Source organism: Clostridioides difficile ATCC 9689 = DSM 1296 (assembly GCF_001077535.1).
Classification (GTDB): Bacteria; Bacillota; Clostridia; order Peptostreptococcales; family Peptostreptococcaceae; genus Clostridioides; species Clostridioides difficile.
This window is the reverse complement of the sequence record NZ_CP011968.1, coordinates 2,099,834-2,123,164: the sequence shown is the minus strand read 5'-3', so window position 1 is coordinate 2,123,164 and position 23,331 is coordinate 2,099,834. Positions and strand designations below refer to the sequence as shown.

Sequence of the window (23,331 nt, the reverse complement as noted above, 5' to 3'; positions counted from 1 at the left end):
TACAGATTCTTTATTAAATAAAATTATTTCAACCAAGATGGATTTCCAGGTATAAATATTCTTTTACCAAATTTTGAAGTATACTCATCTAAAGCTTTTTGAATAAGCTCATTATTACCCTTAAATGAAGTAGTATTCTTTATAGTTTCGAGATTTTGGCTAAATGGGCAAGCAGATATACACATACCACAATCTGTACCTAAATATCTCCATTTAATATAGCATGTCTCATGTTCAATTACCCAATTATATTTTCCATCATCACCAATTTTAATATCATTAGAAAGCGAATGAGAAGGGCAGTTAAAAGAGCATTTTTTACAGACCTTACAAAAATCTTCTAGTCCAAAATCAACATATTCATCTTCTAAAAGAGGAATATCTGTAGTAACAACACCTAATCTAAGTCTAGAGCCATAATCTTTATTCGTAAGTATAGCATTTCTTCCTATATCTCCTAAACCAGCATCACGAGCTATAAAAACAGGCATTACTAAATAATTAGCATCCATATGATTTCTAGCATCATATCCTAAATTTCTTATATAGTAACTTAAAATCATGCCGACGATAGATGCATCCACATAGCACTTTGATGTTTCTATAACTTCACATATCATTGGAGCTCTATTTATCATTTCTTTATCCATCTCACATCCAAATACAATTGCATACTTATGAGTTAGATTAATTTCTTCACCGTAATTTTCTTCATGTCTACCCCTATTTGTATAAATATGATAGTCTTTTAATTTAGTTATACCAACTACAGAAGCTCCATACTGCTTTGCAAGACCCTTAATTTTTTTTGTCATTGACTTTGCATCTACATCTACTTTAGTATCAGAAACTTTTCCTTCGCATAAAGATTTGATATCAGATAAAAAATCGAATGCACTACTTGCCATTGGAGAGTTTAACTCATTGTAAGTCATTGTTCCTTCACTACATAAATTTGGTCTATTTCTTATACTATCATCAATTTCTTTTTTGTCAGGATTTTTCTTATAATAGTCATTATAAGCAGTACTATCTTTTTTGTAATTTGCTCTTGCAAACATAGTATTTCTCTCATCAACCCTTTTCAATTCTATTCCCCCTAGTAAAAATATATTTAAAAAATATAACTTTATTGTTGTATAATTTAATTATATAAGAATAAAGTTATATTTTCAATTTAAGCGTAATTAAATTGGGAAATATATAACTATATGCTTGATTATGATGTTTTTATTTTGAAAACAAATTTAAATACAATCTTTTTAGTGAAATAAATAAAATTAAAATATTTTTAGTATGATAATGCAAGAAAATAATTATTTATCTAAAAAATCTAAAGGAGAGTAAAATTGAACTTATTAATTATTGAAGATGATATAAACTTAAATGAAGGTCTTTTTTATGCATTTGAGAATGATGGATTTAATGTATTTAAGGCTTATACAAAACAAGAAGGATTAAATATATTTAATAGTAAAAATATAGATTTTATAATCTTAGACTGCAATCTTCCAGATGGAGATGGATTTGATGTATGTCAAATAATAAGGGAAAAGTCAGATATACCAATTATAATGCTTACTGCAAGAGACTCAGAAATTGATGAAGTAAAAGGATTAGAAATAGGGCTTGATGATTATATTACAAAACCATTTTCTTTATCTGTATTAAAGGCAAGAGTCAAAGTAGCAATAAGAAAAAAATCGAATAATAAAGTAATATATTCCAATGGAATAAAATTGGACCAAAAGTTACTAAAAGTATATAAAAATAAAGAATGTTTGGAACTTAGCTCTGTAGAATATAAGCTTCTAAGTTATCTAATTGAAAATAAAGGTCAAATATTATTAAAGGAACAAATTTTACACCATATTTGGGACAGCGAAGAAAATTATGTTGATGATAATATTGTATCTGTAAATATAAGAAGACTTAGAGTAAAAGTAGAGGATGACCCATCTAATCCAAAATATATAAAAACAGCTTATGGAATGGGTTATTTATGGAATGAGGTAGAATAATATGTTTATATTAGCCTTTATAATATGTACAGTTGTTATATTTATAGTATCTACTAAAATAAATCAAAGAAGATATGATGAATTAAATTTGATGTTAAATCAAATATTGGAAGGTAAAGAAGTTACTTATCCAGATACAAAGGATACAAGAGCGTCAAAAATTTCTCACCAAGTAAAAAAAATTAAGGATATGATAGAAATAGAGGTAGAACAGTCAAAGTCAGAAAAAGAAGCGATTAAAGGTTTAATATCAAATATGTCACATCAATTAAAAACTCCACTTTCAAATATAACCATTTATTGTGAACTTCTGGAGAATATAAATATTTCCACATTACAGAAGAAGGAGTTTTTACAAAAGATGAAAAATGAAACTTTTAAGATTGACTGGCTGTTACAATCCTTATTTAAAATGACTAAATTAGAGGATGGAGTTATAGAATTTGAAGTAGAAGAACTACTAATTAAAGATACTCTTATTCAAAGTATCAGTACTATCTTTAATAAAGCAGAAGCTAAAAATATAAGGATAAATCTCGAACCATTTTCAGACATAAAATTAGTTCATAATAAAAAGTGGACCATAGAAGCAATTGTAAATGTTTTAGAAAATGCAATAAAATACTCACCATCAGATAGCACGATTACTATTTCTGTAATAAAAATGGAACTATATACGAAGATTACTATTAAAGATGAGGGAATAGGTATTGATAGTAGAGAACTAAATGATATTTTTAAAAGATTTTACAGAAGTAAAAATGTGGAAAACCAAAATGGCACAGGGATTGGTCTATATCTTACAAGATTAATTTTAGAAAAAGAAAATGGAAACATTATAGTAGAATCTAAACTAGGAAGTGGATGTTGTTTTAGTATCTTCTTACAGAATTGTAAGAGTTTAAACTAATTTTGTAGGATGAGTGTAATTATCGTCACTTACAATATTTTATAGAACATATATCTGTATTGAAAGGAGAAATTAAATGAGTATATTAGTGACGAATAATTTAGTAAAACACTATGGAAAAGGTGAGACTAAAGTAAAAGCCTTAAATGGAGTAAGTATAGAAATTGAACGAGATACATTTACTGCTATAGTTGGAACTTCTGGTTCTGGAAAAAGCACATTGTTAAATATTATAGGTGGATTAGATAATCCAACTTCAGGTGATGTAATAATTAAAGGAAAGAACATATCTAAAATAGGAAAAAAAGATTTGACAGTGTTTAGAAGAAGAAATATAGGATTTATATTTCAAAACTACAGTTTAATGCCCGTATTAAACACTTATGATAATATAGCTCTTCCTGTTACATTAGATAAAGGAAACCATATAGACCATGAATATATTGAAATGCTGATGAAGACATTGGGAATTTGGGATAAGCGTTTAAAATTTCCAAGCGAACTATCTGGTGGTCAACAACAGAGGGTAGCAATTGCTAGAGCTTTGGCAAATAAACCTGCGCTTATATTAGCAGATGAACCAACAGGAAATCTCGATAGTAAAACTACAATGGAAGTGGTATGTTTATTAAAAGAAAGTAGTGCAAAATTCCATCAAACGATACTTATGGTAACACACAATGAAAATATAGCACAAGTATGCGACTCAATTATCCATATTGAAGATGGAATTGTGGTGAATACTGGTGGTGAAGTACTATGATGTCTCTAGTAAAATTTTCAATTCAATATATAAAGCATTATAAAAAACAATCTATATCTATAGTTTTAAGCATAGTACTATCAGTAGCATTATTGACGGGAATTGGTTCTTTAGTTCATAGTGCAGACAAAAGTAGAATTGAAAAGATAAGGGAAGATAGTGGAGATTATCATTATTTCTATAAAGTAGATAAGGAACAACTTAATAAAATTAAAGAAAATAAAAAATCAAAGGAATACACTGTAGATAGACTTGGCGTTACAAAACCTAAAAATCAGATAGATGAACCTTTTATTATAGAATTTTTAAATGCTGATTCTTCATATTTAGATATGACAGGTAGAAAATTATTAAAAGGAACTCTTCCTAGTAAAGATGGAGAGATAGTACTTGACACATATTCTCTAAACAATTTAAATGTAAACAAAGAAATTGGAACAGAAATCAATTTAGATGGTAAAATCTATAAGTTATGTGGTATTTTATCAAGTCTTTCAAACCCAGAAACTGCTCTGGAGGGATTTGTAAACGATTATTTTCAGCCTAAAGAAAAGGATTCTTATATAGTTTATGTAAAATATGATGAAAATAAAAATATTAAAAATCAAAATTATAAATTTATGAAAAAATTCAACATATCAAAAGAAAAAACTTATATAAACTGGCCTCTTTCAGTTGAATTTGGAGTAAAACCACCAAAAAATATAGAAAAATATAATATATTTGAGTTCTTAAAAAATTTAGAACTAAATACAAATGCAATTATATTGCTTGTTGGAGTGTTTGGTGCAGCAGCAGTATATAGTATTTTCCATGTTTCAATACTTCAGAGAATATCACAATATGGGGTTTTAGAAGTATTAGGCGCTAATAATAAACAACTTTTATTTCTACTATTTTTAGAGTTATTTTTACTTTTTATTGTTGGATTTCCTATAGGTTGCTTCTTAGGTATTGGAGTAGCGTCTACAATATATGAACAATTTCCACATATATTTTTGAGTAGTGATATTGTTCCAGGAGCATTTTTTATAAGTGAAAAATCTATTTATTTAGGCTTTTTATTTATCTTATTGTTGTTAATTTTAATTGCTGTACGTGTTGTACATCAGTTGAATAAATACTCTAGTATAGAATCTATGAAAAACTTTAAGATTACTAATAAGAAAAAGAGAATATTAGAAAGTGTAAAACACTCTAACATGACAAAAGTATTATCTCATAAATACATGACTCAAAAAAAGGGAATGTTTATTGGAATTTTGTTTTCATTATCACTTGGTGGAATTATATTTCTATGTTCTAGTTACTCTATACAGCTTACTAAAAATAACAATGAACTTACAATGAAAGCTGATGATGGTTTAAATTCTGACTACCAAATAACTATGCAAACAACAGATTTTGATGTAGGTATACCAAAAGATAAAATTTCAAGATTAAACAATGTTGAGGGAATATCAAAAGTCTATCCAGTAAGATATTTATTTGGAGCTATGCAAATTAAAGAAGAACAACTATTTTGGAAAAATTTCTTTAAACCTCTTGAAAAAGATTACAGGATAAAGACTTTTTTTGATGGTATTTGTACAAAGCAAAATGAAGGTGGCTATCTTTTAAAAACAAATATTTATGGTTATAACAATGGTATGTTAGAAGGATTAAATTCTTATATTATAGATGGGGAGATTAATACCCATGATATGGTTAAAAATAATAAGGTTATAGTTAGACTACCTATGGATGGAACTGGGATGTATGATGCAGTTGATATAAATCCAGGAGATACAATAAAAGTTAAAGTGCCAAAGACAATGAAACCAACAGATGAAATTGTTAAATTTAAAGAAGAAAATAAGAATGATTATACAACAAAAGAATTTGTAGTTGCTGCTACTGTAAAACGTGTGATGGCAAATAACATATATTTCATTGGTGATTATGGTATGGATATAGTTATGACGAATGGGCAAATGAAAAATAACTTTGATATCGAAAATTATAATTCAGTAAGTATAAAAAAGACAGAAGATAGTAACAGTGAGGAATTGTCTGAGAACATAAAAAGTGTTGTAAGTGATGTAAAAAGATGTATTGTAACAGATTATACCATTGCTATTGAAAAAAATAATACCTACTTAAATCAAAAACTCTTATTTATATATGGTATTGTATTTGTACTTCTTGCAATAAGTTTGTTCCATATAATCAATACAGTAAGTTACTTAATTTTTTCAAGAAGACATGAGTTTGGAATTTTAAGAGCTATGGGTATTACGGATAATAAGTTTTTACTTATGATGATAAGAGAAGGTTTTTTATATGGATTCTATGCAAGTATTATAATGGTAATTGGAAGTGTTATTGGACAATTTATGATTTATTTTATGGTAAAACGTGTATACTTATATATAAATCCAATTCTTAAAATAAATACACCTCTATACATAGGTATGATTATTTTAAATATCACTATTAGTATAGTTGCTGTAATTATTCCAGTAAGACAAATTTTGAAGAGTGATATTATTTCAGAAATAAATAAGAATTAGAGTTATATAAATTTTTAAGATTATATAACTTTCTGACAATCTTGTTTAAATTATTTAAATATATCTTATCTGTGAACATTAAATAAACCTCTTAATAGATATAACTCTTGAAAAGTCATATCTATTAAGAGGTTTTAATAAATTTTCATGTTAATATATATAATCCAAAAAATTTAAATCTTATTAAAACATACTATTTTGTATAGTTATCGAAATATCCTTGTATGTAAATAATAGGAGTACCCTTATCTCCACTTCCAGATGTTAAATCTGCTAAAGAACCTATAAGGTCTGTTAATCTTCTTGGAGTAGTACCTTGAGAAACCATGTTTCCTGTTAAATCATCAGATTTATTATCTTTTTCAACTATGTATTTTGAAATTGCTTCTTTTAACTCATCACCAGATAAGTCAGCAAAATCATTATCTGCTAAGTATTTTAATTTTACTTCGTTTGGAGTTCCCTCTAGCCCTTTTGTATAAGCAGGAGATACTACTGGGTCAGCTAATTCCCATATTTTACCTACAGGGTCTTTAAAAGCTCCATCTCCATAAACCATTACTTCTACATCTTTCCCTGTTATTTCTTTTATATTACCTTGGATTTTGTTTACAACTTCATCACAATTTATAGGGAATAATTTTACTGTTTCTTCTGTAGCTTTGTTTGAACCTAAAAGTCCATACTGGTCATTGTAACCACTACCATCTACACTTGCTGTCATTATATCATCAAGTGAATATACTTTTTTAGCTCCATTTTGTCTTAAAATTCTCTTTGTTCTTTGTCTTGTATGTATATCACAAGTTAAAATACTTGTTGTATAGTTAAGAATAGTTTTTGGATTGTTTGCAAATACTATTTCTACCTCTGCACCACAATCCTTGATTAAATTCTTATAATAATCAACATAATCTACACCAGTAAATGTATGCTTGTTATATCCAAATAGTTCTCTGTATTTTTCTTCTGTTAAAACATCTGACCAAGGATTTATTCCCTTATCATCAAGTTCATCAATACTTATTAAGTGATTTCCAACTTCATCAGAAGGGTAGCTTAACATTAATACGACTTTTCTACATCCTTTTGCAATTCCTTTTAAACATATAGCAAAACGATTTCTACTTAAAATTGGGAATATAACCCCAACAGTATCATCTCCAAATTTATCTTTTACATCTTTTGCAATATTGTCAACGTGAGCATAATTTCCCTGTGCTCTAGCTACAACAGCTTCTGTAACGGCAATTACATCTTTGTCCCTAACTTCAAAGTTTTCACTTTTTGACGCATTTAAAACAGAATCAACAACTATTTTAACTAAGTCATCTCCTTGTCTTATAATAGGTGCTCTAACCCCTCTTGAAACAGTTCCAACTAATCTATCCATTATCTAAAATCCTCCTAAAGAATTAATATTGTCATATTAGTACCATGTATATTATAATTCAAATATAATTATAAGTAAAATAAATAATACTAATATTTGACATAAGGAGTAATTATATATGAATATAAAACTTGAACTTTATAAGGTTTTTAATGCAGTTGTAAATAATAAGAGTTTTTCTCTTGCTGCTAAGGAATTGTTTATGTCACAGCCAGCTGTAAGCCAGTCAATAAAGCAATTAGAAGAACAATTAGATACTTTATTATTTTATAGAAACAATAAGGGAGTAAAATTAACTCCAGAGGGGAAAATTCTAAGTGAACATGTCACTACTGCATTAAAGTTAATATCATCAGGAGAAGATAGAATAAATAAATTTAAAAAATTAGAATACGGTTCTCTGAAAATAGGAGTAGGAGATACAGCTGCACGTTTTTTCTTGTTAAAATATTTAGAAATTTTTCATAAGAAGTATCCACATATACATGTATCTACAATAAATAGAACGAGTAGAGAACTTATATCTTTACTCAAAGATGGGAATATAGATATAGCAATTATAAACATGCCAATAGAAGATGATACACTAAATATTGTTGAATGTATTGAAATACATGATATATTTGTATGTGCAAATGATTACATAGAATACAAAGGTAGGAAAATATCATTGGAAGAATTAAACACATTGCCTTTAATAATGCTAGAAAATAAAGCAAATTCAAGACTTTATGTAAATGAATATTTTTTATCAAAAGGTATAAAACTAAACCCGGATATAGAATTGGGTTCTCATGAATTACTTTTAGAATTTGCGTATATAAATCTTGGAGTGTCTTGTGTTATAGAAGAATTTAGCATAGATTATTTGGAAAATGAGAAATTGTTTAAATTAGATATAAAAGAGCCAATACCTAAGAGAAATATAGGTTATTGCCATTTAAAAGATATATCTTTATCCTTAGCAACCAAAGAATTTTTAAGCATGATATCTAATAATATATAATTTAGAATACATATTTCACAAGTAATTTAATATAAAAATAGAGATAAATTTGTAAATTTGAAAGATTCATATAGTAATTAGTTTTTATTAAAAATAAAAATAAGGTTAATTTGAGAACATTTATATAATTAATATCGTATTTTAAATATGAACAGTATATTTAGATTAATGTATAAAGGGGGATTAGAAATGTCTGATTCTGAATATCCTCAAATGAAAACCTTAGAAACTAGAAGTTGTATACTAAGACCTGCATCATTAGATGATGTTGAAGATTTTTTTGACTGTTATAAAAATAAAATAGTAGTAAAACATTTACCATTTAGTGAGCATAAATCTTTAGAAGATACAAGAAAGTTTATAAAATCATTTTTTCTAAATCCATATAAAAAAGGGAAAATTGGCCACTTTGCTATAGTATATAAAAGAGACAATAAAGTTATTGGAAATATGGGGTTTAATAATATAAATCCTAAAGCATTAGAAGCAGAAATAGGTATATGTATAAATCCAAGCTATTGGGGACATGATTTTGCTACTGAGATAACAAAAAGAGTAATACAGTATGGATTTAGAGAACTAAACTTAAATAAAATAATTGCAATAACCTATGAAGAAAACCAAAATTCTACAAAATCATTAGATTTATTAGGATTTAAATGTACAGGAAAGTATATCAAAAAAATTCATACTGGAAATACTGTAAAAAATGTTCCTTGTTATCAATATGAATTGAAAAAACAATAGATATAATCATTTAATATCTATGCTGGTTATTTAGTAATGATTGTTTTCTAAATAAAATTTCAATAAAGTGGTTGCCTCAAAATATAGATAATCCTGTTTTTATTGTTAAAATACTGAAAATGCATTTGATTTTATACAAAAAAGAGTGTCTCATGAACTAAAAAGTTTATGAGACACTCTTTTTGAATAAATCGTATTTTAATTAAAATAGTATATATACTTAAAATATTAATTTTTATTAGTTCTCTAAATTTTTAAATCCTTCTCCAAGAACCTCATGTACATCTGTAACAATAACAAATGCAGTAGGGTCAGTTCTTTTAACTAATCTCTTTAGATAAAGTTCTTGTTTTTTAGAAACTACGACTAATAGAACTTCTTTATTTTCTCTAGTGTATCCACCTTTACCATCAAGAATAGTAAGACCTCTATCAAGTTCTTCAGTTATAGCTTGTCTTAAACTTTCAGGCTCATCAGAGATAATAAAAAATGCTTTTGAATGGTCAAATCCTTCCATTATCATATCTGCTATTTTTATTAATACACAAAGTGCTATACCAGAGTAAAGAGCAGTTTCTAAACTACGATTTACTATACCAGAAGATATAACAACCATTCCATCTAGGCATGACATGAATTTTGTAGCTTTTATTCCTGGGAATTTCTTACTAAGTATGAGTGCAATTAAGTCTGTTCCTCCAGTAGAAGCATCTGATTTAAACATTATTCCTAAACCTATACCAACTAGGATTCCTCCTGCAATAGAAGACAATAATAAGTCATTAGTAAATCTTAGTTTTGATAATGGGTCTGTTAATTGAACTATAGCTGAAAATACAACTGTTCCAAATAAAGTTTTTAATGAATTTTTTGTACCCATAATTCTAAAAGCAAGTATTACTAATGGGACACCTATAATTAACATGATAGCTGATACTGGAAGTCCTGTAACCTTGTTTAGTACTAATGATAGACCACTAAGTCCTCCAGGAGCAATTGTATGTGGTTTTAAAAACATATTTATACCAATACTCATTGATATACAACCAAAAAATAGTCCAAGCATTTCAAGTAAAATTGGCGACTTTTGTTTTTTCATATAAACACCTCCATGAACTTGTCACAATTTAATATTATAACATATTTGACCAGTTTATATTATATAAAATTTCTTGATATAAGCAATTTCAAGTATTTCATTATTCTTAATATTTTTGAATTTTTATATAGTGTTTTCATATCTTTACTGATGTTGTTACACTCCTATGAAGTTTTTTATATATTATAATTTTTTTATTCTTTTATAAAGTATCCCCTATAAAGATGGTTCTATGAAAATTTTCTCTATACTGTTTAACGTATATAGAGATTTTGTGTATAATTATAAGGTATTTGATGGAAAAATTTATCTTACTTTTATATGTTATCAAAATGATTTATTAAATACAACAGACAGCTTGATAACATATAATTATATAAATATAATTTATGTAGATAGTTGTATTTTTAAATAAATTTTTACATATCAATAATTATTGTCTATTTTATATAAGCAACAATCAAAATAAAAGTTTAAGAAAAGAGTTGATTAAATGCATAAACCTAGTTATAAAACAGTATTTCATTCATACATTATTTTTTTCATGATTTTTATTTGCTTAATCCTGACAGTAATAGGTATTTTCTTATCACTTATTACTATTCAGAAACCAAATGGGGAATTTATTCGTAGTGACTGGCCGAAAAAATTTACAGAAAACTTTAATGAACAAATCGTATTTATAGATAATAAGCCACAAGTAAAACAGTCTGGATTAAAAAAACTTCGAGAAAATCAATTGTGGTTGCAAATTTTAGATTCTAGTGGAAATAGAGTTTATGGGTTTTTAGAACCAAAAGAGCATAAAGATTATTATTCTAATTCTGAATTATTAGCATTAGCTAACCAAAATAATTCAAGTAATGGAACTGTATACTTTAATACAATTAAAAATAATAAAAATGACTATATTTATATTATATATTTTCCATTAAATATATCTAAAGTGAATATGTTTTTTGATGGAGGTAAATTTATAGGTGGTAAGTCAATTATATTTTCAATCATAGGGATTATATTTTTAATAATTTTGGTTTCTGGAATTGCTTATGGTTACTGGGTAACAAAGTGCATATCAAATATTACATCTGCTGTTAGCGATATTTCAAAACGAAGCTATCTTCCAGTTAATATTAAAGGTGTTTTTGCTGATATATATAATAGTTTAAATATTTTAAATGAAGAAATTCATAAAAGTGATGAGATACAAAATAAAACTGATATTATGAGAGAAGAGTGGATTTCAAATATAACTCATGATTTAAAAACTCCACTTTCACCAATAAAAGGGTATGCAGAGCTTCTTACAGATAGTAGTACTAATTATTCACCTGAAAAAGTACATAAATATGCTTCAATCATGTTAAAGAACATAGAATATACAAATACACTTATAAACGATTTAAAATTAACCTATCAATTAAAAAATGGAATAATCCCTTTAAATAAAAATAATTATGATTTAGTAAGATTTTTGAAAGAATTATCCATTGATATTTTAAATTATCCAGAATATGAATCAAATATAGTTGAATTTAAGAGTAATATAGATAATATTAACTTTGATTTTGATTGTACACTATTAAAACGAGCTTTTAGTAATCTTATTGTCAATGCTTTTACATATGGAGATAAAAATACTAAAGTTTGTGTACATATAACATTAAATGAAAGAATTGAAATCATTATATCTGATAATGGAAAAGGGATGTCAAGAGAAGAAGCATCAAATTTGTTTAATCGTTATTATAGAGGAAGCAATACAAAACAAAAAATAGAAGGAACTGGTTTAGGACTAGCAATAACGAAGCAAATTATTGAAGTTCATGGAGGGAATATATCTGTTGAAAGTATACCTGGATTAGGTAGCTCATTTTATATCACCTTTCCTATTTAATTAAGGTTAATTAAGGTTAAATAAAAAATATATTAAGGTTGATAGATTATTATATTTATATAGTAGTTTATCAATCTTTTTTATTTAAGGGGTGATTTGATTAAAAATATTATAAATAGAATGATAAAAGTATGGAGGAGTCTATTAGAGATTTAATTTAGATTAAAGTATAAAAATATTAGATTGAAATATCTTAGATAAGGAAAGAAGGTGTAAATTTGAAAATTATATTAAAGTATATTTTCACAAATATTAAAGAACGAAAAATTAGAACAGCAGTTATGTTATTGTCCATAGTTTTATCAACAGTTTTACTTTTTGTTTCATTCTCAATTGGATTATCTTATGAAAGTGCACAAAGAAAAATGGCAAAAGGTATGTATGGTACAGCGACTATATCTGTCCAAAGTAAAAATCCAGATATATTAACCAATTTAGAAGACATACCTGATTTAAATGCTATAAAATCAAAGGTTGGTGTATTGGAAAGCTCTGCTATTTATAATAAAGGGGGATACTATGAAGAATTTAGTCTTATATCAGCAGACTTAAGTCAACTAAATAAAATCAACAAGCCACGATTAGAAAATGGCGATAGTATTACTGATTTTTCTGGTGATAAAATTATTCTTCCAAATCGCTTTACATCAAAATATAAAATAAAAAAAGGTGATTCTATTACTTTGCAGATTTATGGAAAGTCTTATACTTTTCAAGTTAGTGATATTGCATCTTATGATACAGTATTTTTGAGGAACACAAGAGGTGTAAATGCACTGCTACCCAAAGAGACTCTATCAAAAATTATAAATAAAGGCAGTGGATATACAAGAATTCTTATAGAGTCAGAAGAAGAAATTACAGAAAATCTAGTAAATAAATTATCCAAAGAACTTTCTACTGAAAAATATATGGTATCAAATACTATAAATGAAACTAAGATAATTTCAGATGCTAGACAAAAGACAATGCCTTTCTTTTTAATAAGTTTTTTTGCATTAACCCTTAGTATATTTATAATATACAGCAGTTATAAGGTTATTACATTAGAACGTCTTCCTTTTATTGGAACATTTAGAAGTATTGGTGCCAATGAAAAAACTGTAACTCGTATATTGATGCTTGAAAGTATATTATACGGAAGTATAGGAGGATTAATTGCTATTCCTATTGGTGTAGTTGTTTTAAATTTAATGCTTCATGGGTTAGGAAATTCTCTCGAGCAAGGAATATCAATTCCAGTAGTAATATCACCCATTGGAGTGATTATATCTGTTATAGTAGCAATAATCGTTTCTTCATTTAGTGCATATATACCTGTTAAAAAAGCTAGCCATTTGCCGATAAAAAATATTGTACTAGGAACAGTAGAAGAAAAGAATGTTTCAAATCGTTCTATACTTTTTATAGGAAGTATAATGTTTATTTTATCTATTTTACTTCCAAGAATATCCCCTGAAAATACATTGTATCTAGCTGGTGGATTTTCATTACTGGGATTAATTGTAGCTACTATTGTGTTGATTCCTCTTATTACTGATATCATGTCTATAGTTTTTGAGTTTGTTTATAAAAATATTTTAGGGAATGAGGGTAAATTAGCTGCTAGAAATATGAAAAATAACAAAAATATAATACAGAATATCACTTTACTATTTATAAGTATTTCTGCAGTTATTGCAATAAGTGTTGTTGGTAACTTTGTCAAAACTTATATAACAGATGTGTTTCGTGACGCAGAATTACAAGGTTTTGCAGATGGAAAGATGAATGAAGAGTTTATTGAAGATGTTAGACATATGGATGGAATTAAAAAAATATTACCTCTTTATGTTATGAATAATGAGATTTCTGGTAATGGTGTAACATTATCAAGACTAGAGGGTACAGATAATATAAAACTATATAACTCTATGTTTGGAATCAATTATACAAATTTTGAGATAAAAAAACAAGTAATAGAAGCTTTTAATGATAAACGTTCTGTTATTTTGAATGAAGATACTCTAAAAAAAGTAGGCTTATCTATAGGAGATACAATAACTCTATCTAATGATAAGTATGATTTTTCTTATAAAATAGTAGGTAGTTTTAAATCCCGTGCAAATGATGTAGAAGCTGTTATACCATCACATTATGCAGTTAATGATTTTGATAAAACTAATTATGGTTTTTTAGTATATACAGCAGTCAATCCAGATGCTGTTATGATTCAGATAAGATATTTATTTGGAGATACATATAATTGGAGTCGTACAGTTGAAGAATTTAATAATGATTCTTTAAATACTATAAGTAGTTTTTTGTCTCCTATGAATAAGATGACCTATTTCATTTTTCTTCTTGCTACAGTAGGTATTATTAATAATCTACTGATTAATTATATTCAAAAAAGACGTTCTATAGCTATGTATAAATCTATAGGACTAAGTGATAAACAAAATATAAAAGTAACATTGATTGAAGGGTTTACTTCAGGTTTACTTGGAGCTGTTATTGGTATTGTGATATCTATACTTGAGATTCAAACTATCTTTATAGTTGCAGGACCAAAAATTTCAATGAAACCAGATTTAGATTTTAAAACATTTATTATTGTTGGGTTATTGGGAATTATAGTAACTTTAATAGGTTCAATAGTGCCTATTATAAAAGGGAAGAAAATGAAACTGATAGAAGAAATTAAGTTTGAATAATTATGGAGGTTAATATGAAAATTACACATAATAGTTTAGCTGTAGAAGCAAAAAATATTATCAAAGAATATAAAATTGGAAATACAACAACTCGAGTGTTAAAAGAGGTATCTTTACAAGTAATGAAAGGTGAATTTGTTTCTATCATGGGTCAATCTGGTTCTGGTAAAAGTACTCTTTTATATATTTTAGGTGGTTTAGATACTCCAACGAGCGGAAAAGTGTATATGAATGGAGCTGATATATCACATTTTAATGATGAGAAAATGAGCATAATACGTCGTAGAAATATAGGATTCGTGTTTCAATTTTATAACTTAATACCAAATTTAAATGTGGAGGAAAATATAATGCTTCCTTTGTTATTAGATGGTAAAAATTTAAAAGATTATAAAAATCAATTAGATGAAATCTTAGATATAGTTGGTTTAACTGATAGACGTAAACATACACCACGAGAGTTATCTGGTGGTCAGCAACAACGTGTTGCTATAGCTCGAGCTTTAATTGGAAAACCAGAGATTTTATTTGCTGATGAGCCTACTGGAAATTTAGATAGTAAAACAGGGATAGAAATAATAGATTTACTGAATAAAATAAACAGAGACAATGGACAAACTATAATTATGGTAACTCACTCACCAGAAGCAGCCAAAAGTAGTAGTCGTACTATTACAGTTTCAGATGGTTTAATTGTATAAGGACTAATTATTGTATTTGAGATAAGCATTTTTAACTATATAAATTAGACATATGTAAAGTGGATATAAGTTAAATACTATAAATGTGCTATAATATTAAAATAACAGATAAAAGTACTATATTTTTTATTGATTATTTTAATTTTATTTGTTTATTAAATATCTAATGAGTATTCATACTATCTCTATTATTAAAAGCAGTTAATGATATATAGAGATAATATGGATTCTTCTTACTTTAATAAATATTCACGATAGGACAGGATATAATATATGTTAAAAAAAGAAAGTATTCATTTTATAAATAAAAATAGGTCACTTATAGTTTGTGAAGACAATTTTGTTTATCTCTTGCCTTGTATACAATTAAGAAATTGGATATCGAATTTTACTATATCGTTTCCAAATCAAACAATAATTTCTGATAATTACACGATTATTCCTCATGGAAGTGTAACTTTGGTGTTTTTTTATGATGCCACAGGGTTACATAGTCTATTATTTGGTCCAACTACTAAACCAAAAACAGTAGGAAATATTGCTAATAGATGTGATGTTATACTAATTATAGAATTTCAACCTGCTGGTTTTTTCCCGCTTATAGGTATACAGCAAAGTGAACTTATTGATAAAGTTGTTCCATTTTCTATAATTAATACTTCATTAGATTTAGAAATTAAAAAAATATTTAATGAATCTTTATCTATAGATAAATTGATTTTAAAGTTGGAAGAATTATTGATTTCTAATATTAAAATTGAATACTCATATGAGTTTATTTTGGCAATTCAGTTGATTATTCAAAACTCTGGAAATATATCTTCACAAGAAATTTCTAAAAAAGTATTTTATAGTTCTAGGCATTTAAACAGACTCTTTAATCAGTACCTAGGGTTGAGTATGAAGTCATTTTCTCGTTTGGTACGTATTAATAAATCTATAAAACTTCTAAACAATAATAAAACTTCATTGATGTCTATATGTAATGAATTAGGATTCTATGATATACCACATTTTATTAAAGATTTTAAAATTGTCTGTGGAATAACTCCTCAAAAATACCGAGCTAATATGTCTGATTTTTACAGTGAAATTGCAAAATTTTAAGTTATAATACTTATAACAAAGAAAGGATAGTGATAAGATGAAATTTGGAGGAGTATTGCTAATTGTAAAAGACATAAATAAATCAAAAAAGTTTTATGAAGATGTTATGGAGCAAAAAATCACATTAGATTTAGGAGAACATGTATCATTTGAAAATGGATTTGGATTACAAAGTAATTATAAAGCTATAATTGGATATGATTTACCAATATATCAACAATCAAATAACTTTCAGTTGTATTTTGAGGTTAATGACATCAAACAATGGGAAAGTAAGATAAATAGAATAGGAAATATTGAATTTTTGCATTATATAAAAGAATACCCATGGGGTCAAAGAACTTTTAGGTTTTATGATTTTGATAAAAATATTATAGAAATTTCAGAAAGTATGGAAAGCGTCATAAAGAGACTTTTAAAACAAGGTTTAGCTTTAGAAGAAATTTCAAAACGCACTATGTATCCAGTTGAATTTATTACACAATTTCAACAATTATAAAATATTAAAATATATAATTTTTTCTTTATATTGCAAAAAACAAAGGCTTGGGGCATAATAGAACCAGAAAAACCTGAATCTCAACAACAAATGGCTCATATGGATTTCGCTGTTAATGATTTAGAAGAAGCAGTTCAATATGCAATTCATTGTGGAGCTACAATCGCAGAGGAGCAATTTACTGATGACTGGAGAGTTATGATTGACCCAGCTGGACACCCTTTTTGCTTATGTCAGATGAAATCAATTATGGAAAGTAGCCATTTTTCATTGTTATAGACCAAAATATTGTTTATTAATTACAAAAAAGCACAACAGTATATACCGTTGTGCTTTTACTTATTATACATGAATACACTAAAAAATATAAATAGTAGAGCTTTATCAATAATGATAATTTTTAAAAAATAGTATTTTTTTATTGAATAATTTCTTAGATATTTTAAAGTATATAAATTTTGCATATATGAATTGGACATTATCAAATGTGTTATAATATTAAAACAACAAATAAAATTATTATATTTTTTAGAATAATAATTTTATTTGTTTACTAAGTTTATGATAGGGTATTTATTTAAGGTAATAAAATATTATATAAAATATTTTAAAGCCTTAGGTAATATTAGGTAGAAGTTTTAGTAAAATATGCAAAAACTAATTGATTATGTACCTTGTATGGGTATATAATAGATATTGTTTTAATAAAATATTTGAAAGGGAATGATTTGATGAAAATTACTTTACCAGAAACAGCTATTGATACTTTAAAAAGTATCTTAAAAGACAATCAAGATAAACCTAATAATATAAGAGTATACTTTGCAGGTGTTGGTTGTGGAGGTCCTTCTTTTGGATTAGCTTTAGATGAGAAAAAAGAAGATGACTTAACTTATGAAGTTGGAGAATTACAATTTGTAATGAGCTCTGATGAATATAGTCAGTATGGAGATATAATAATAGAAGATACAGGATTTGGATTTAGAGTTATTCCTGAAAATATGAAAGATCAAGGTGGAGGAGGATGCTCTGGTTGTTCAGGGTGCCACTAAGATTAAGTTTTTAGTAAGTTTAGAACTCTCTTTATAGAAATAAATTTCTATTTTAAGAGAGTTCTTTTTATTTTTTGGTGAGATAATGTATAATAAAAATGTATTTTACTAATTTTTTATATGTAAGGAGAATTATTGTGAGAAGAAGACGAAAAAAAGGTGCAGATGAAAAGCTTTTAAGTTATACAAAATATGTTTTAAGAGACGATATAGACAAATTAAAAGGCAAGTGGAATTTAAAGTTTAGAAATGATAATCCAATACATGTTGAATTTGGGACTGGAAAAGGTAAGTTTATAACAACTTTAGCTAAGCAGAACCCTGACATAAATTATATTGCCATGGAACTTAAGGAAGAAGTTCTTTTAAAGGCTGTTGAAAAAGCAGATGCTTCTAATTTGAATAATATACTATTTTTATGGGGAGATGTAAGCAATATTTTGGATTACTTTGAAGCTAAAGAATTATCGAGAATTTATATAAATTTCTGTGACCCATGGCCTAAAAATAGATGGAGTAAAAGAAGACTCACTCATTCTGGATTTTTAGAAATGTACAATAGGGTTTTGGAAGATGATGGCGAAATTCACTTTAAAACAGATAATGAAAAATTATTCGAGTTTAGTTTAAATGAAATTGCTGCAAATAATTGGCTATTAAAGAATATTTCTCTTGATTTAGGAAATAGTGAGTATGAAAATAATGTTACAACAGAGTATGAAGACAAATTTATGTCACAAGGTATGCGAATATTTAGATGTGAAGCTAAAAAACGTAACTAGTAATATGTTTATAAGTTTAATAGTAGAAATTTATTTTAATTTATATTAATAAAGTGTACGAAAGTAGGTATATATAACAAGGAAACAGAACCCTCTCATAGAAATTAAATTATTATAATAAAAAATTTATGTGGGAGGGTACTATGAATTTAGCTAATTTAATACCATTTATTATTTCTGCAGCAGCTTTAAGTCCAATAAATTCAAATGATAAGGTTTTGAGCGAAAATCAACTTAAAGATATTTTTCCTGATGCAAATTTAAGAGCAGTTGTAAAAAGATATATAAACCCAGATGAGATGACTATAAGCAATATAAAGGCTTTAGATGGAGAATTTTATGCAACTGGTGAGAGCATTTCAAATTTAAAAGGAATATCATATCTTGAAAATGTAGACAATTTTATTTTTTGGAATAATAATATAAAAGAGGTTCCTAAGGAAGCTTTAAGTCTAAAAGATATGGATTCAATAAATCTTGCCAATAATTATTTGATTGATGACGATGTAGTAAATTCTCTTTCTCATAATGGTGTGGATGTAAATTGCGATTTAAATTTTATTGATACAAAAGATAATCAGTATAAACTGGACTCTAAATATCATAATGTTGATATAGCAAAAGGTGAAAGTATTGATTTGAGAAAAATAATTACGAAGAAAATTGATAGTTATTATAAATACTGGGAAGTTACTGATAACCTTCCAAAAGATTTAAATTTTATTGTATCTGTAAGTGATAAGAGCGTACTTTCATGTGAAGATATGATAATTAAAGGTAATAAAACAGGTCAAGCAGTGGTAAAAGTTATACTAAGCGACAAAAATGATTTAAATACATCTCAAGAAGTTCTAATTACTGTCAATGTAAAATAATCTGTCAACTTATTCAATCATTCTATTTTCAATTTAAGTGTATAATCAAAATAAAGGTTGTTAGTAACAGAACGCTAATATTAGTGATTTGTTACTAGCAACCTTTAAATTTTATAGAAATAGATTATCTAAAAAATTCCATTTCTTCTGTTAGTAGCCCATATTCCTATTAAAATTATCAGTGAATATATTATATACAAAACTATTCTTATATATTGGACATCTAATCCAAAAAATTCAATGTTACTCTGTGAGGTATGCAACATCACAAGGACTGCAGATATACCAATAAGCAAAGGATTGATTACTATTTGCTTATCAGTTCTTAAAATCATTATTTTACCCATCCAAATTATTGATAATATAAAAAATAAAATTTTAAGACCAAATTCTAATGTATCTACCAAAGCGAAAACATCCCTTCATTTATAATAAATTTTTCAGCTCAACAAAATATAAAACCCTACAAACAACTTTTGAATCCATAATAAGATAACTTGATTAAGCACTATGAAATAAGTACTATAAAACTTCATCTACATTAATATATACTACACTATACTTCAAATTTCTTAAACATAAATTAATGAAATTAACAAAATTTTATTCAGAAACATATAAAGATATATTTTACTATTTAAATGCATATCATTATATATACAGTTTTAGGAGGTGAGGTATATGGAATCTAAATTTTTTAATTGGTACACTCAATCCTTAGGGGGAACTTTTGGCATTATATCATGTATATGCGCATATTTAAATGGATACATGTTTGTTTATACAAATAGTGCTAGCAAATATTTTGAAAGTATAGGATTTCTGGGAATAATTTCAAGTTATACACTACTTCCACTTTGTATGCTTACTTTGATTTTTGGAGTTATATATTCTTATACTCCAGAAACATCCGACAAAAGTATTTTTAATATACCTTTTTTTACTTTAAATAAAAGATTAATACTTATTACAGTAGTTTTTGGTTTTATAGGTGCTAGAGTTTACTTTATAATTCCTGCAATTCTAATAACTTTTAACCTATATAGCAATGTTTTGATAGCTAAATTAAAGTACATCCTATGTAAAAATAAAGAAAATGATACTAATTTGAAAGAAAGCGAAGTCTAAATTGCATAATATTGGTATTTGTCTTAAAAATTCCCGAGGTATTAATTTGTATTCTCTTGTATTTTGCAAAAAATATTGAATTTTATTCATTTTATACTTATAATTTATATTAATAATGGAAAATTAAAACAAATATAAGTTACTGGTTGTTAATTTAAAATTAAAAGATATATTGATGTGTTGATTCTCTAGTCAGCACTTTTTCTTTTATAAATTTGTTTTTTGTGATATAATATTAGCACCAGGTAATAATACAAGGGGGTAACAAAATGAACATCAATGAAATTAAGGAATTATTAAAGGCCATAGACTCAACTAACTTAGAATATGTAAAACTTGAAAGTAGCGATTTAAGATTAGAAGTATCTAAAAAAGCTCAATCTACAAGTTCACCTGTTTTAAGTGTACAACAAGAATCAGTAGTGGATCTTTCTTTAGAAAAGCCAGTTGTAAACGATACACCTGTCACATCTAATGAGAATCTATCAGTAGTAGTAGCTCCTTTGATGGGAACATTCTATGATTCTCCAAGTCCAGATGCAGATAGCTTTGTTAAAGTTGGCGATGTAGTTGAAGAAGGCGACACTTTATGTATATTAGAAGCAATGAAGCTTATGAATGAGATAACAAGTGAAATTAAAGGTGAAATAATTGAAGTATTAGTTAGTAATGAAGAACTAGTAGAATATAATCAACCTTTATTTAAGATAAAACCATTGTAGTAGGAGGTATTTAAGTTGATAAAAAAAATACTAGTTGCAAATAGAGGCGATATAGCAGTTAGAATCATCAGAACATGTAAAGAACTAGGTATAAAAACTGTTGCTATCTATTCTGAAATAGATAAAGATTGTTTTCATAGATATATAGCTGATGAATCTATTTGTATAGGACCAAATAATATAAGTAAGAGTTATAATAATATAGAAAATATAATCTATCTTGCTCTTAAATTAAAGTGTGATGCTATTCATCCAGGCTTTGGATTTTTATCAGAGAATCCTGAATTTGCAAAGCAATGTGAAGATAATAATATTATTTTTATAGGTCCAACAAGAGAACAAATGATTTTGATGGGAGATAAATCTAGAGCAAGAGAAACTATGATGGAATTGAATATCCCTGTTGTTCCTGGTTCAGAATCTGTTTTGAAAACTAAGGAAGAAGCTTTAGAAGTTGCAAGAGAAATTGGATATCCTGTTATGATAAAAGCCTCAAGTGGAGGCGGTGGAAAAGGTATGAGAATCGTTAGAAAAGAAGAAGAACTTTTTTCAAATTTTGATATGGCAAGTTCAGAAGCTCTAGCAGCATTTTCTAATAGTGATTTATATATGGAAAAGTTTATAGAAAATCCTAGACATATAGAAGTACAAGTATTTGGAGATAAACATTCAAATGCAATACATTTAGGTGATAGAGATTGTTCTATGCAAAGGCGAAATCAAAAAGTAATAGAAGAATCTTTAAGTCCATACCTTTCAGATGAAGAAAGACAAAAACTTCATAAAATTGCAGTAGATATAGTAAAAGGAGTAGGTTATATCGGTGCAGGTACTATTGAGTTTATAGTTGACAAAGATAAAAACTTTTATTTTATAGAGATGAATACAAGAATACAAGTTGAACATCCAGTTACAGAGATGGTAACAAATCTTGACCTTATAAAACTTCAAATATCTATAGCTAATGGGGATAAAATTCCTTTTAAACAAGAAGATATTACTTTTAGAGGTCATGCTATTGAATGTAGAATAAATGCAGAAGATTCATCAAAGAATTTTGCTCCATCACCAGGTAAGATAGAATCATTAAATTTACCTGGAGGTTTTGGTGTTAGATTTGATACTTTTGTATATGCAGGATATACTATACCACCTTTATATGATTCTATGATAGGTAAGTTAATATGTTGGGCTGAAACTAGAGAAGAATGTATAAGTAGAATATATAGAGCTCTAGACGAAATTATTGTAGAAGGTATTAATACAAATGTAGAATTTCAAAAGGCACTTGTAACAAGTGAGGAGTTTAGAGAAGATACTCATCATACCAAATTTATAGAAGATGTCTTTATGAAGAAAGAATTTGCTACATTATAAGGAG

At 26.7% G+C, this 23,331-nt stretch carries 22 protein-coding genes; 18 read left to right on the top strand and 4 right to left on the bottom strand.

The features are described from left to right. Nucleotides 1-23: 23 nt before the first annotated feature. On the bottom strand, nt 24-1,088 hold the full coding sequence (locus CDIF1296T_RS10310) for a 4Fe-4S dicluster domain-containing protein (protein ID WP_009889925.1): 1,065 nt from the start codon (nt 1,086-1,088) through the stop codon (nt 24-26). Between the two features lie 261 nt (nt 1,089-1,349). Between CDIF1296T_RS10310 and CDIF1296T_RS10305 the strand changes: the two genes are divergently transcribed. The 4 genes from CDIF1296T_RS10305 to CDIF1296T_RS10290 all read left to right on the top strand — a co-directional run bounded on the left by CDIF1296T_RS10305 (nt 1,350) and on the right by CDIF1296T_RS10290 (nt 6,246). After that, nucleotides 1,350-2,021: a response regulator transcription factor gene (locus CDIF1296T_RS10305; protein ID WP_009897090.1), complete on the top strand. Its 672-nt coding sequence runs from the start codon at nt 1,350-1,352 to the stop codon at nt 2,019-2,021. Nucleotide 2,022: 1 nt separating this feature from the next. Then, nucleotides 2,023-2,931 (top strand): sensor histidine kinase, encoded by a 909-nt coding sequence (locus CDIF1296T_RS10300; RefSeq protein WP_009897088.1) that lies wholly within the window; start codon nt 2,023-2,025, stop codon nt 2,929-2,931. A gap of 76 nt (nt 2,932-3,007) precedes the next feature. After that, nucleotides 3,008-3,694: an ABC transporter ATP-binding protein gene (locus CDIF1296T_RS10295; RefSeq protein WP_009897086.1), complete on the top strand. Its 687-nt coding sequence runs from the start codon at nt 3,008-3,010 to the stop codon at nt 3,692-3,694. Further along, nucleotides 3,691-6,246, top strand: coding sequence for an FtsX-like permease family protein (locus CDIF1296T_RS10290; RefSeq protein ID WP_018112843.1), 2,556 nt, complete (start codon nt 3,691-3,693; stop codon nt 6,244-6,246). Before CDIF1296T_RS10295 ends, CDIF1296T_RS10290 begins: the two co-directional genes overlap by 4 nt. 193 nt (nt 6,247-6,439) lie before the next feature. Here the strand turns inward: CDIF1296T_RS10290 and CDIF1296T_RS10285 are convergent, their stop codons facing one another. Then, the gene (locus tag CDIF1296T_RS10285) at nt 6,440-7,639 is read right to left on the bottom strand and encodes a coenzyme F420-0:L-glutamate ligase (RefSeq protein WP_003424103.1); all 1,200 of its coding nucleotides are present in this window, start codon (nt 7,637-7,639) and stop codon (nt 6,440-6,442) included. A gap of 118 nt (nt 7,640-7,757) precedes the next feature. Between CDIF1296T_RS10285 and CDIF1296T_RS10280 the strand changes: the two genes are divergently transcribed. Beyond that, nucleotides 7,758-8,645: a LysR family transcriptional regulator gene (locus tag CDIF1296T_RS10280; RefSeq protein WP_003435316.1), complete on the top strand. Its 888-nt coding sequence runs from the start codon at nt 7,758-7,760 to the stop codon at nt 8,643-8,645. 189 nt (nt 8,646-8,834) lie between these two features. Further along, nucleotides 8,835-9,392 carry a GNAT family N-acetyltransferase gene (locus tag CDIF1296T_RS10275; RefSeq protein ID WP_009889920.1) on the top strand — a complete coding sequence of 186 codons (558 nt, stop codon included), beginning with the start codon at nt 8,835-8,837 and terminating at the stop codon, nt 9,390-9,392. A gap of 238 nt (nt 9,393-9,630) precedes the next feature. Here CDIF1296T_RS10275 and CDIF1296T_RS10270 read toward each other — a convergent pair whose 3' ends face one another. Beyond that, nucleotides 9,631-10,491: a YitT family protein gene (locus tag CDIF1296T_RS10270; protein WP_003435320.1), complete on the bottom strand. Its 861-nt coding sequence runs from the start codon at nt 10,489-10,491 to the stop codon at nt 9,631-9,633. A 493-nt stretch (nt 10,492-10,984) separates the two neighbouring features. On the opposite strand from CDIF1296T_RS10270, the gene CDIF1296T_RS10265 reads away from it, so the two are divergent. From CDIF1296T_RS10265 to CDIF1296T_RS10225, 9 genes are all read left to right on the top strand, one after another. Continuing rightward, nucleotides 10,985-12,388, top strand: a complete 1,404-nt coding sequence (locus CDIF1296T_RS10265; protein ID WP_009897081.1) for a sensor histidine kinase — start codon at nt 10,985-10,987, stop codon at nt 12,386-12,388. Between the two features lie 218 nt (nt 12,389-12,606). Then, complete coding sequence (locus tag CDIF1296T_RS10260; protein WP_009897079.1) at nt 12,607-15,084, top strand: ABC transporter permease; 2,478 nt, start codon at nt 12,607-12,609, stop codon at nt 15,082-15,084. A gap of 14 nt (nt 15,085-15,098) precedes the next feature. Next, nucleotides 15,099-15,785 (top strand): ABC transporter ATP-binding protein, encoded by a 687-nt coding sequence (locus tag CDIF1296T_RS10255; protein ID WP_009897077.1) that lies wholly within the window; start codon nt 15,099-15,101, stop codon nt 15,783-15,785. A 273-nt stretch (nt 15,786-16,058) separates the two neighbouring features. Beyond that, the gene (locus CDIF1296T_RS10250) at nt 16,059-16,892 is read left to right on the top strand and encodes a helix-turn-helix domain-containing protein (RefSeq protein ID WP_003435326.1); all 834 of its coding nucleotides are present in this window, start codon (nt 16,059-16,061) and stop codon (nt 16,890-16,892) included. A 37-nt stretch (nt 16,893-16,929) separates the two neighbouring features. Further along, the gene (locus CDIF1296T_RS10245; protein WP_009889914.1) at nt 16,930-17,391 is read left to right on the top strand and encodes a VOC family protein; all 462 of its coding nucleotides are present in this window, start codon (nt 16,930-16,932) and stop codon (nt 17,389-17,391) included. A gap of 30 nt (nt 17,392-17,421) precedes the next feature. Continuing rightward, nucleotides 17,422-17,670: a VOC family protein gene (locus CDIF1296T_RS10240; RefSeq protein WP_003435328.1), complete on the top strand. Its 249-nt coding sequence runs from the start codon at nt 17,422-17,424 to the stop codon at nt 17,668-17,670. Nucleotides 17,671-18,122: 452 nt separating this feature from the next. Next, nucleotides 18,123-18,443 carry a hypothetical protein gene (locus CDIF1296T_RS10235; protein WP_003424083.1) on the top strand — a complete coding sequence of 107 codons (321 nt, stop codon included), beginning with the start codon at nt 18,123-18,125 and terminating at the stop codon, nt 18,441-18,443. A 137-nt stretch (nt 18,444-18,580) separates the two neighbouring features. Next, on the top strand, nt 18,581-19,225 hold the full coding sequence (trmB, locus tag CDIF1296T_RS10230; protein WP_009889910.1) for a tRNA (guanosine(46)-N7)-methyltransferase TrmB: 645 nt from the start codon (nt 18,581-18,583) through the stop codon (nt 19,223-19,225). 143 nt (nt 19,226-19,368) lie between these two features. Beyond that, nucleotides 19,369-20,100 (top strand): hypothetical protein, encoded by a 732-nt coding sequence (locus CDIF1296T_RS10225; protein ID WP_009897074.1) that lies wholly within the window; start codon nt 19,369-19,371, stop codon nt 20,098-20,100. Nucleotides 20,101-20,228: 128 nt separating this feature from the next. On the opposite strand, the gene CDIF1296T_RS10220 is transcribed toward CDIF1296T_RS10225, so the two are convergent. Beyond that, a complete protein-coding gene (locus CDIF1296T_RS10220) occupies nt 20,229-20,507 on the bottom strand; it encodes a hypothetical protein (RefSeq protein ID WP_003424072.1) in 279 nt (92 codons plus the stop codon). Between the two features lie 274 nt (nt 20,508-20,781). Here CDIF1296T_RS10220 and CDIF1296T_RS10215 point away from each other — a divergent pair, with 274 nt between their 5' ends. The 3 genes from CDIF1296T_RS10215 (at nt 20,782) to accC (ending at nt 23,327) form a co-directional block, all read left to right on the top strand. Next, the gene (locus CDIF1296T_RS10215) at nt 20,782-21,228 is read left to right on the top strand and encodes a hypothetical protein (RefSeq protein ID WP_003435332.1); all 447 of its coding nucleotides are present in this window, start codon (nt 20,782-20,784) and stop codon (nt 21,226-21,228) included. A gap of 269 nt (nt 21,229-21,497) precedes the next feature. Beyond that, a complete protein-coding gene (accB, locus tag CDIF1296T_RS10210; protein WP_003428740.1) occupies nt 21,498-21,950 on the top strand; it encodes an acetyl-CoA carboxylase biotin carboxyl carrier protein in 453 nt (150 codons plus the stop codon). 15 nt (nt 21,951-21,965) lie between these two features. Further along, nucleotides 21,966-23,327, top strand: coding sequence for an acetyl-CoA carboxylase biotin carboxylase subunit (gene accC / locus CDIF1296T_RS10205; RefSeq protein WP_003435334.1), 1,362 nt, complete (start codon nt 21,966-21,968; stop codon nt 23,325-23,327). Nucleotides 23,328-23,331: the final 4 nt, after the last annotated feature.

What these genes read in the sequence shown, in the direction of transcription:
- CDIF1296T_RS10300 (WP_009897088.1), top strand. Translation starts at nt 2,023, where the DNA reads ATGTTTATATTAGCCTTTATAATATGTACAGTTGTTATATTTATAGTA.
- CDIF1296T_RS10295 (WP_009897086.1), top strand. Translation starts at nt 3,008, where the DNA reads ATGAGTATATTAGTGACGAATAATTTAGTAAAACACTATGGAAAAGGT.
- CDIF1296T_RS10290 (WP_018112843.1), top strand. Translation starts at nt 3,691, where the DNA reads ATGATGTCTCTAGTAAAATTTTCAATTCAATATATAAAGCATTATAAA.
- CDIF1296T_RS10285 (WP_003424103.1), bottom strand. Translation starts at nt 7,639, where the DNA reads ATGGATAGATTAGTTGGAACTGTTTCAAGAGGGGTTAGAGCACCTATT.
- CDIF1296T_RS10280 (WP_003435316.1), top strand. Translation starts at nt 7,758, where the DNA reads ATGAATATAAAACTTGAACTTTATAAGGTTTTTAATGCAGTTGTAAAT.
- CDIF1296T_RS10275 (WP_009889920.1), top strand. Translation starts at nt 8,835, where the DNA reads ATGTCTGATTCTGAATATCCTCAAATGAAAACCTTAGAAACTAGAAGT.
- CDIF1296T_RS10270 (WP_003435320.1), bottom strand. Translation starts at nt 10,491, where the DNA reads ATGAAAAAACAAAAGTCGCCAATTTTACTTGAAATGCTTGGACTATTT.
- CDIF1296T_RS10265 (WP_009897081.1), top strand. Translation starts at nt 10,985, where the DNA reads ATGCATAAACCTAGTTATAAAACAGTATTTCATTCATACATTATTTTT.
- CDIF1296T_RS10255 (WP_009897077.1), top strand. Translation starts at nt 15,099, where the DNA reads ATGAAAATTACACATAATAGTTTAGCTGTAGAAGCAAAAAATATTATC.
- CDIF1296T_RS10250 (WP_003435326.1), top strand. Translation starts at nt 16,059, where the DNA reads ATGTTAAAAAAAGAAAGTATTCATTTTATAAATAAAAATAGGTCACTT.
- CDIF1296T_RS10245 (WP_009889914.1), top strand. Translation starts at nt 16,930, where the DNA reads ATGAAATTTGGAGGAGTATTGCTAATTGTAAAAGACATAAATAAATCA.
- CDIF1296T_RS10235 (WP_003424083.1), top strand. Translation starts at nt 18,123, where the DNA reads ATGAAAATTACTTTACCAGAAACAGCTATTGATACTTTAAAAAGTATC.
- CDIF1296T_RS10225 (WP_009897074.1), top strand. Translation starts at nt 19,369, where the DNA reads ATGAATTTAGCTAATTTAATACCATTTATTATTTCTGCAGCAGCTTTA.
- CDIF1296T_RS10215 (WP_003435332.1), top strand. Translation starts at nt 20,782, where the DNA reads ATGGAATCTAAATTTTTTAATTGGTACACTCAATCCTTAGGGGGAACT.
- accB (WP_003428740.1), top strand. Translation starts at nt 21,498, where the DNA reads ATGAACATCAATGAAATTAAGGAATTATTAAAGGCCATAGACTCAACT.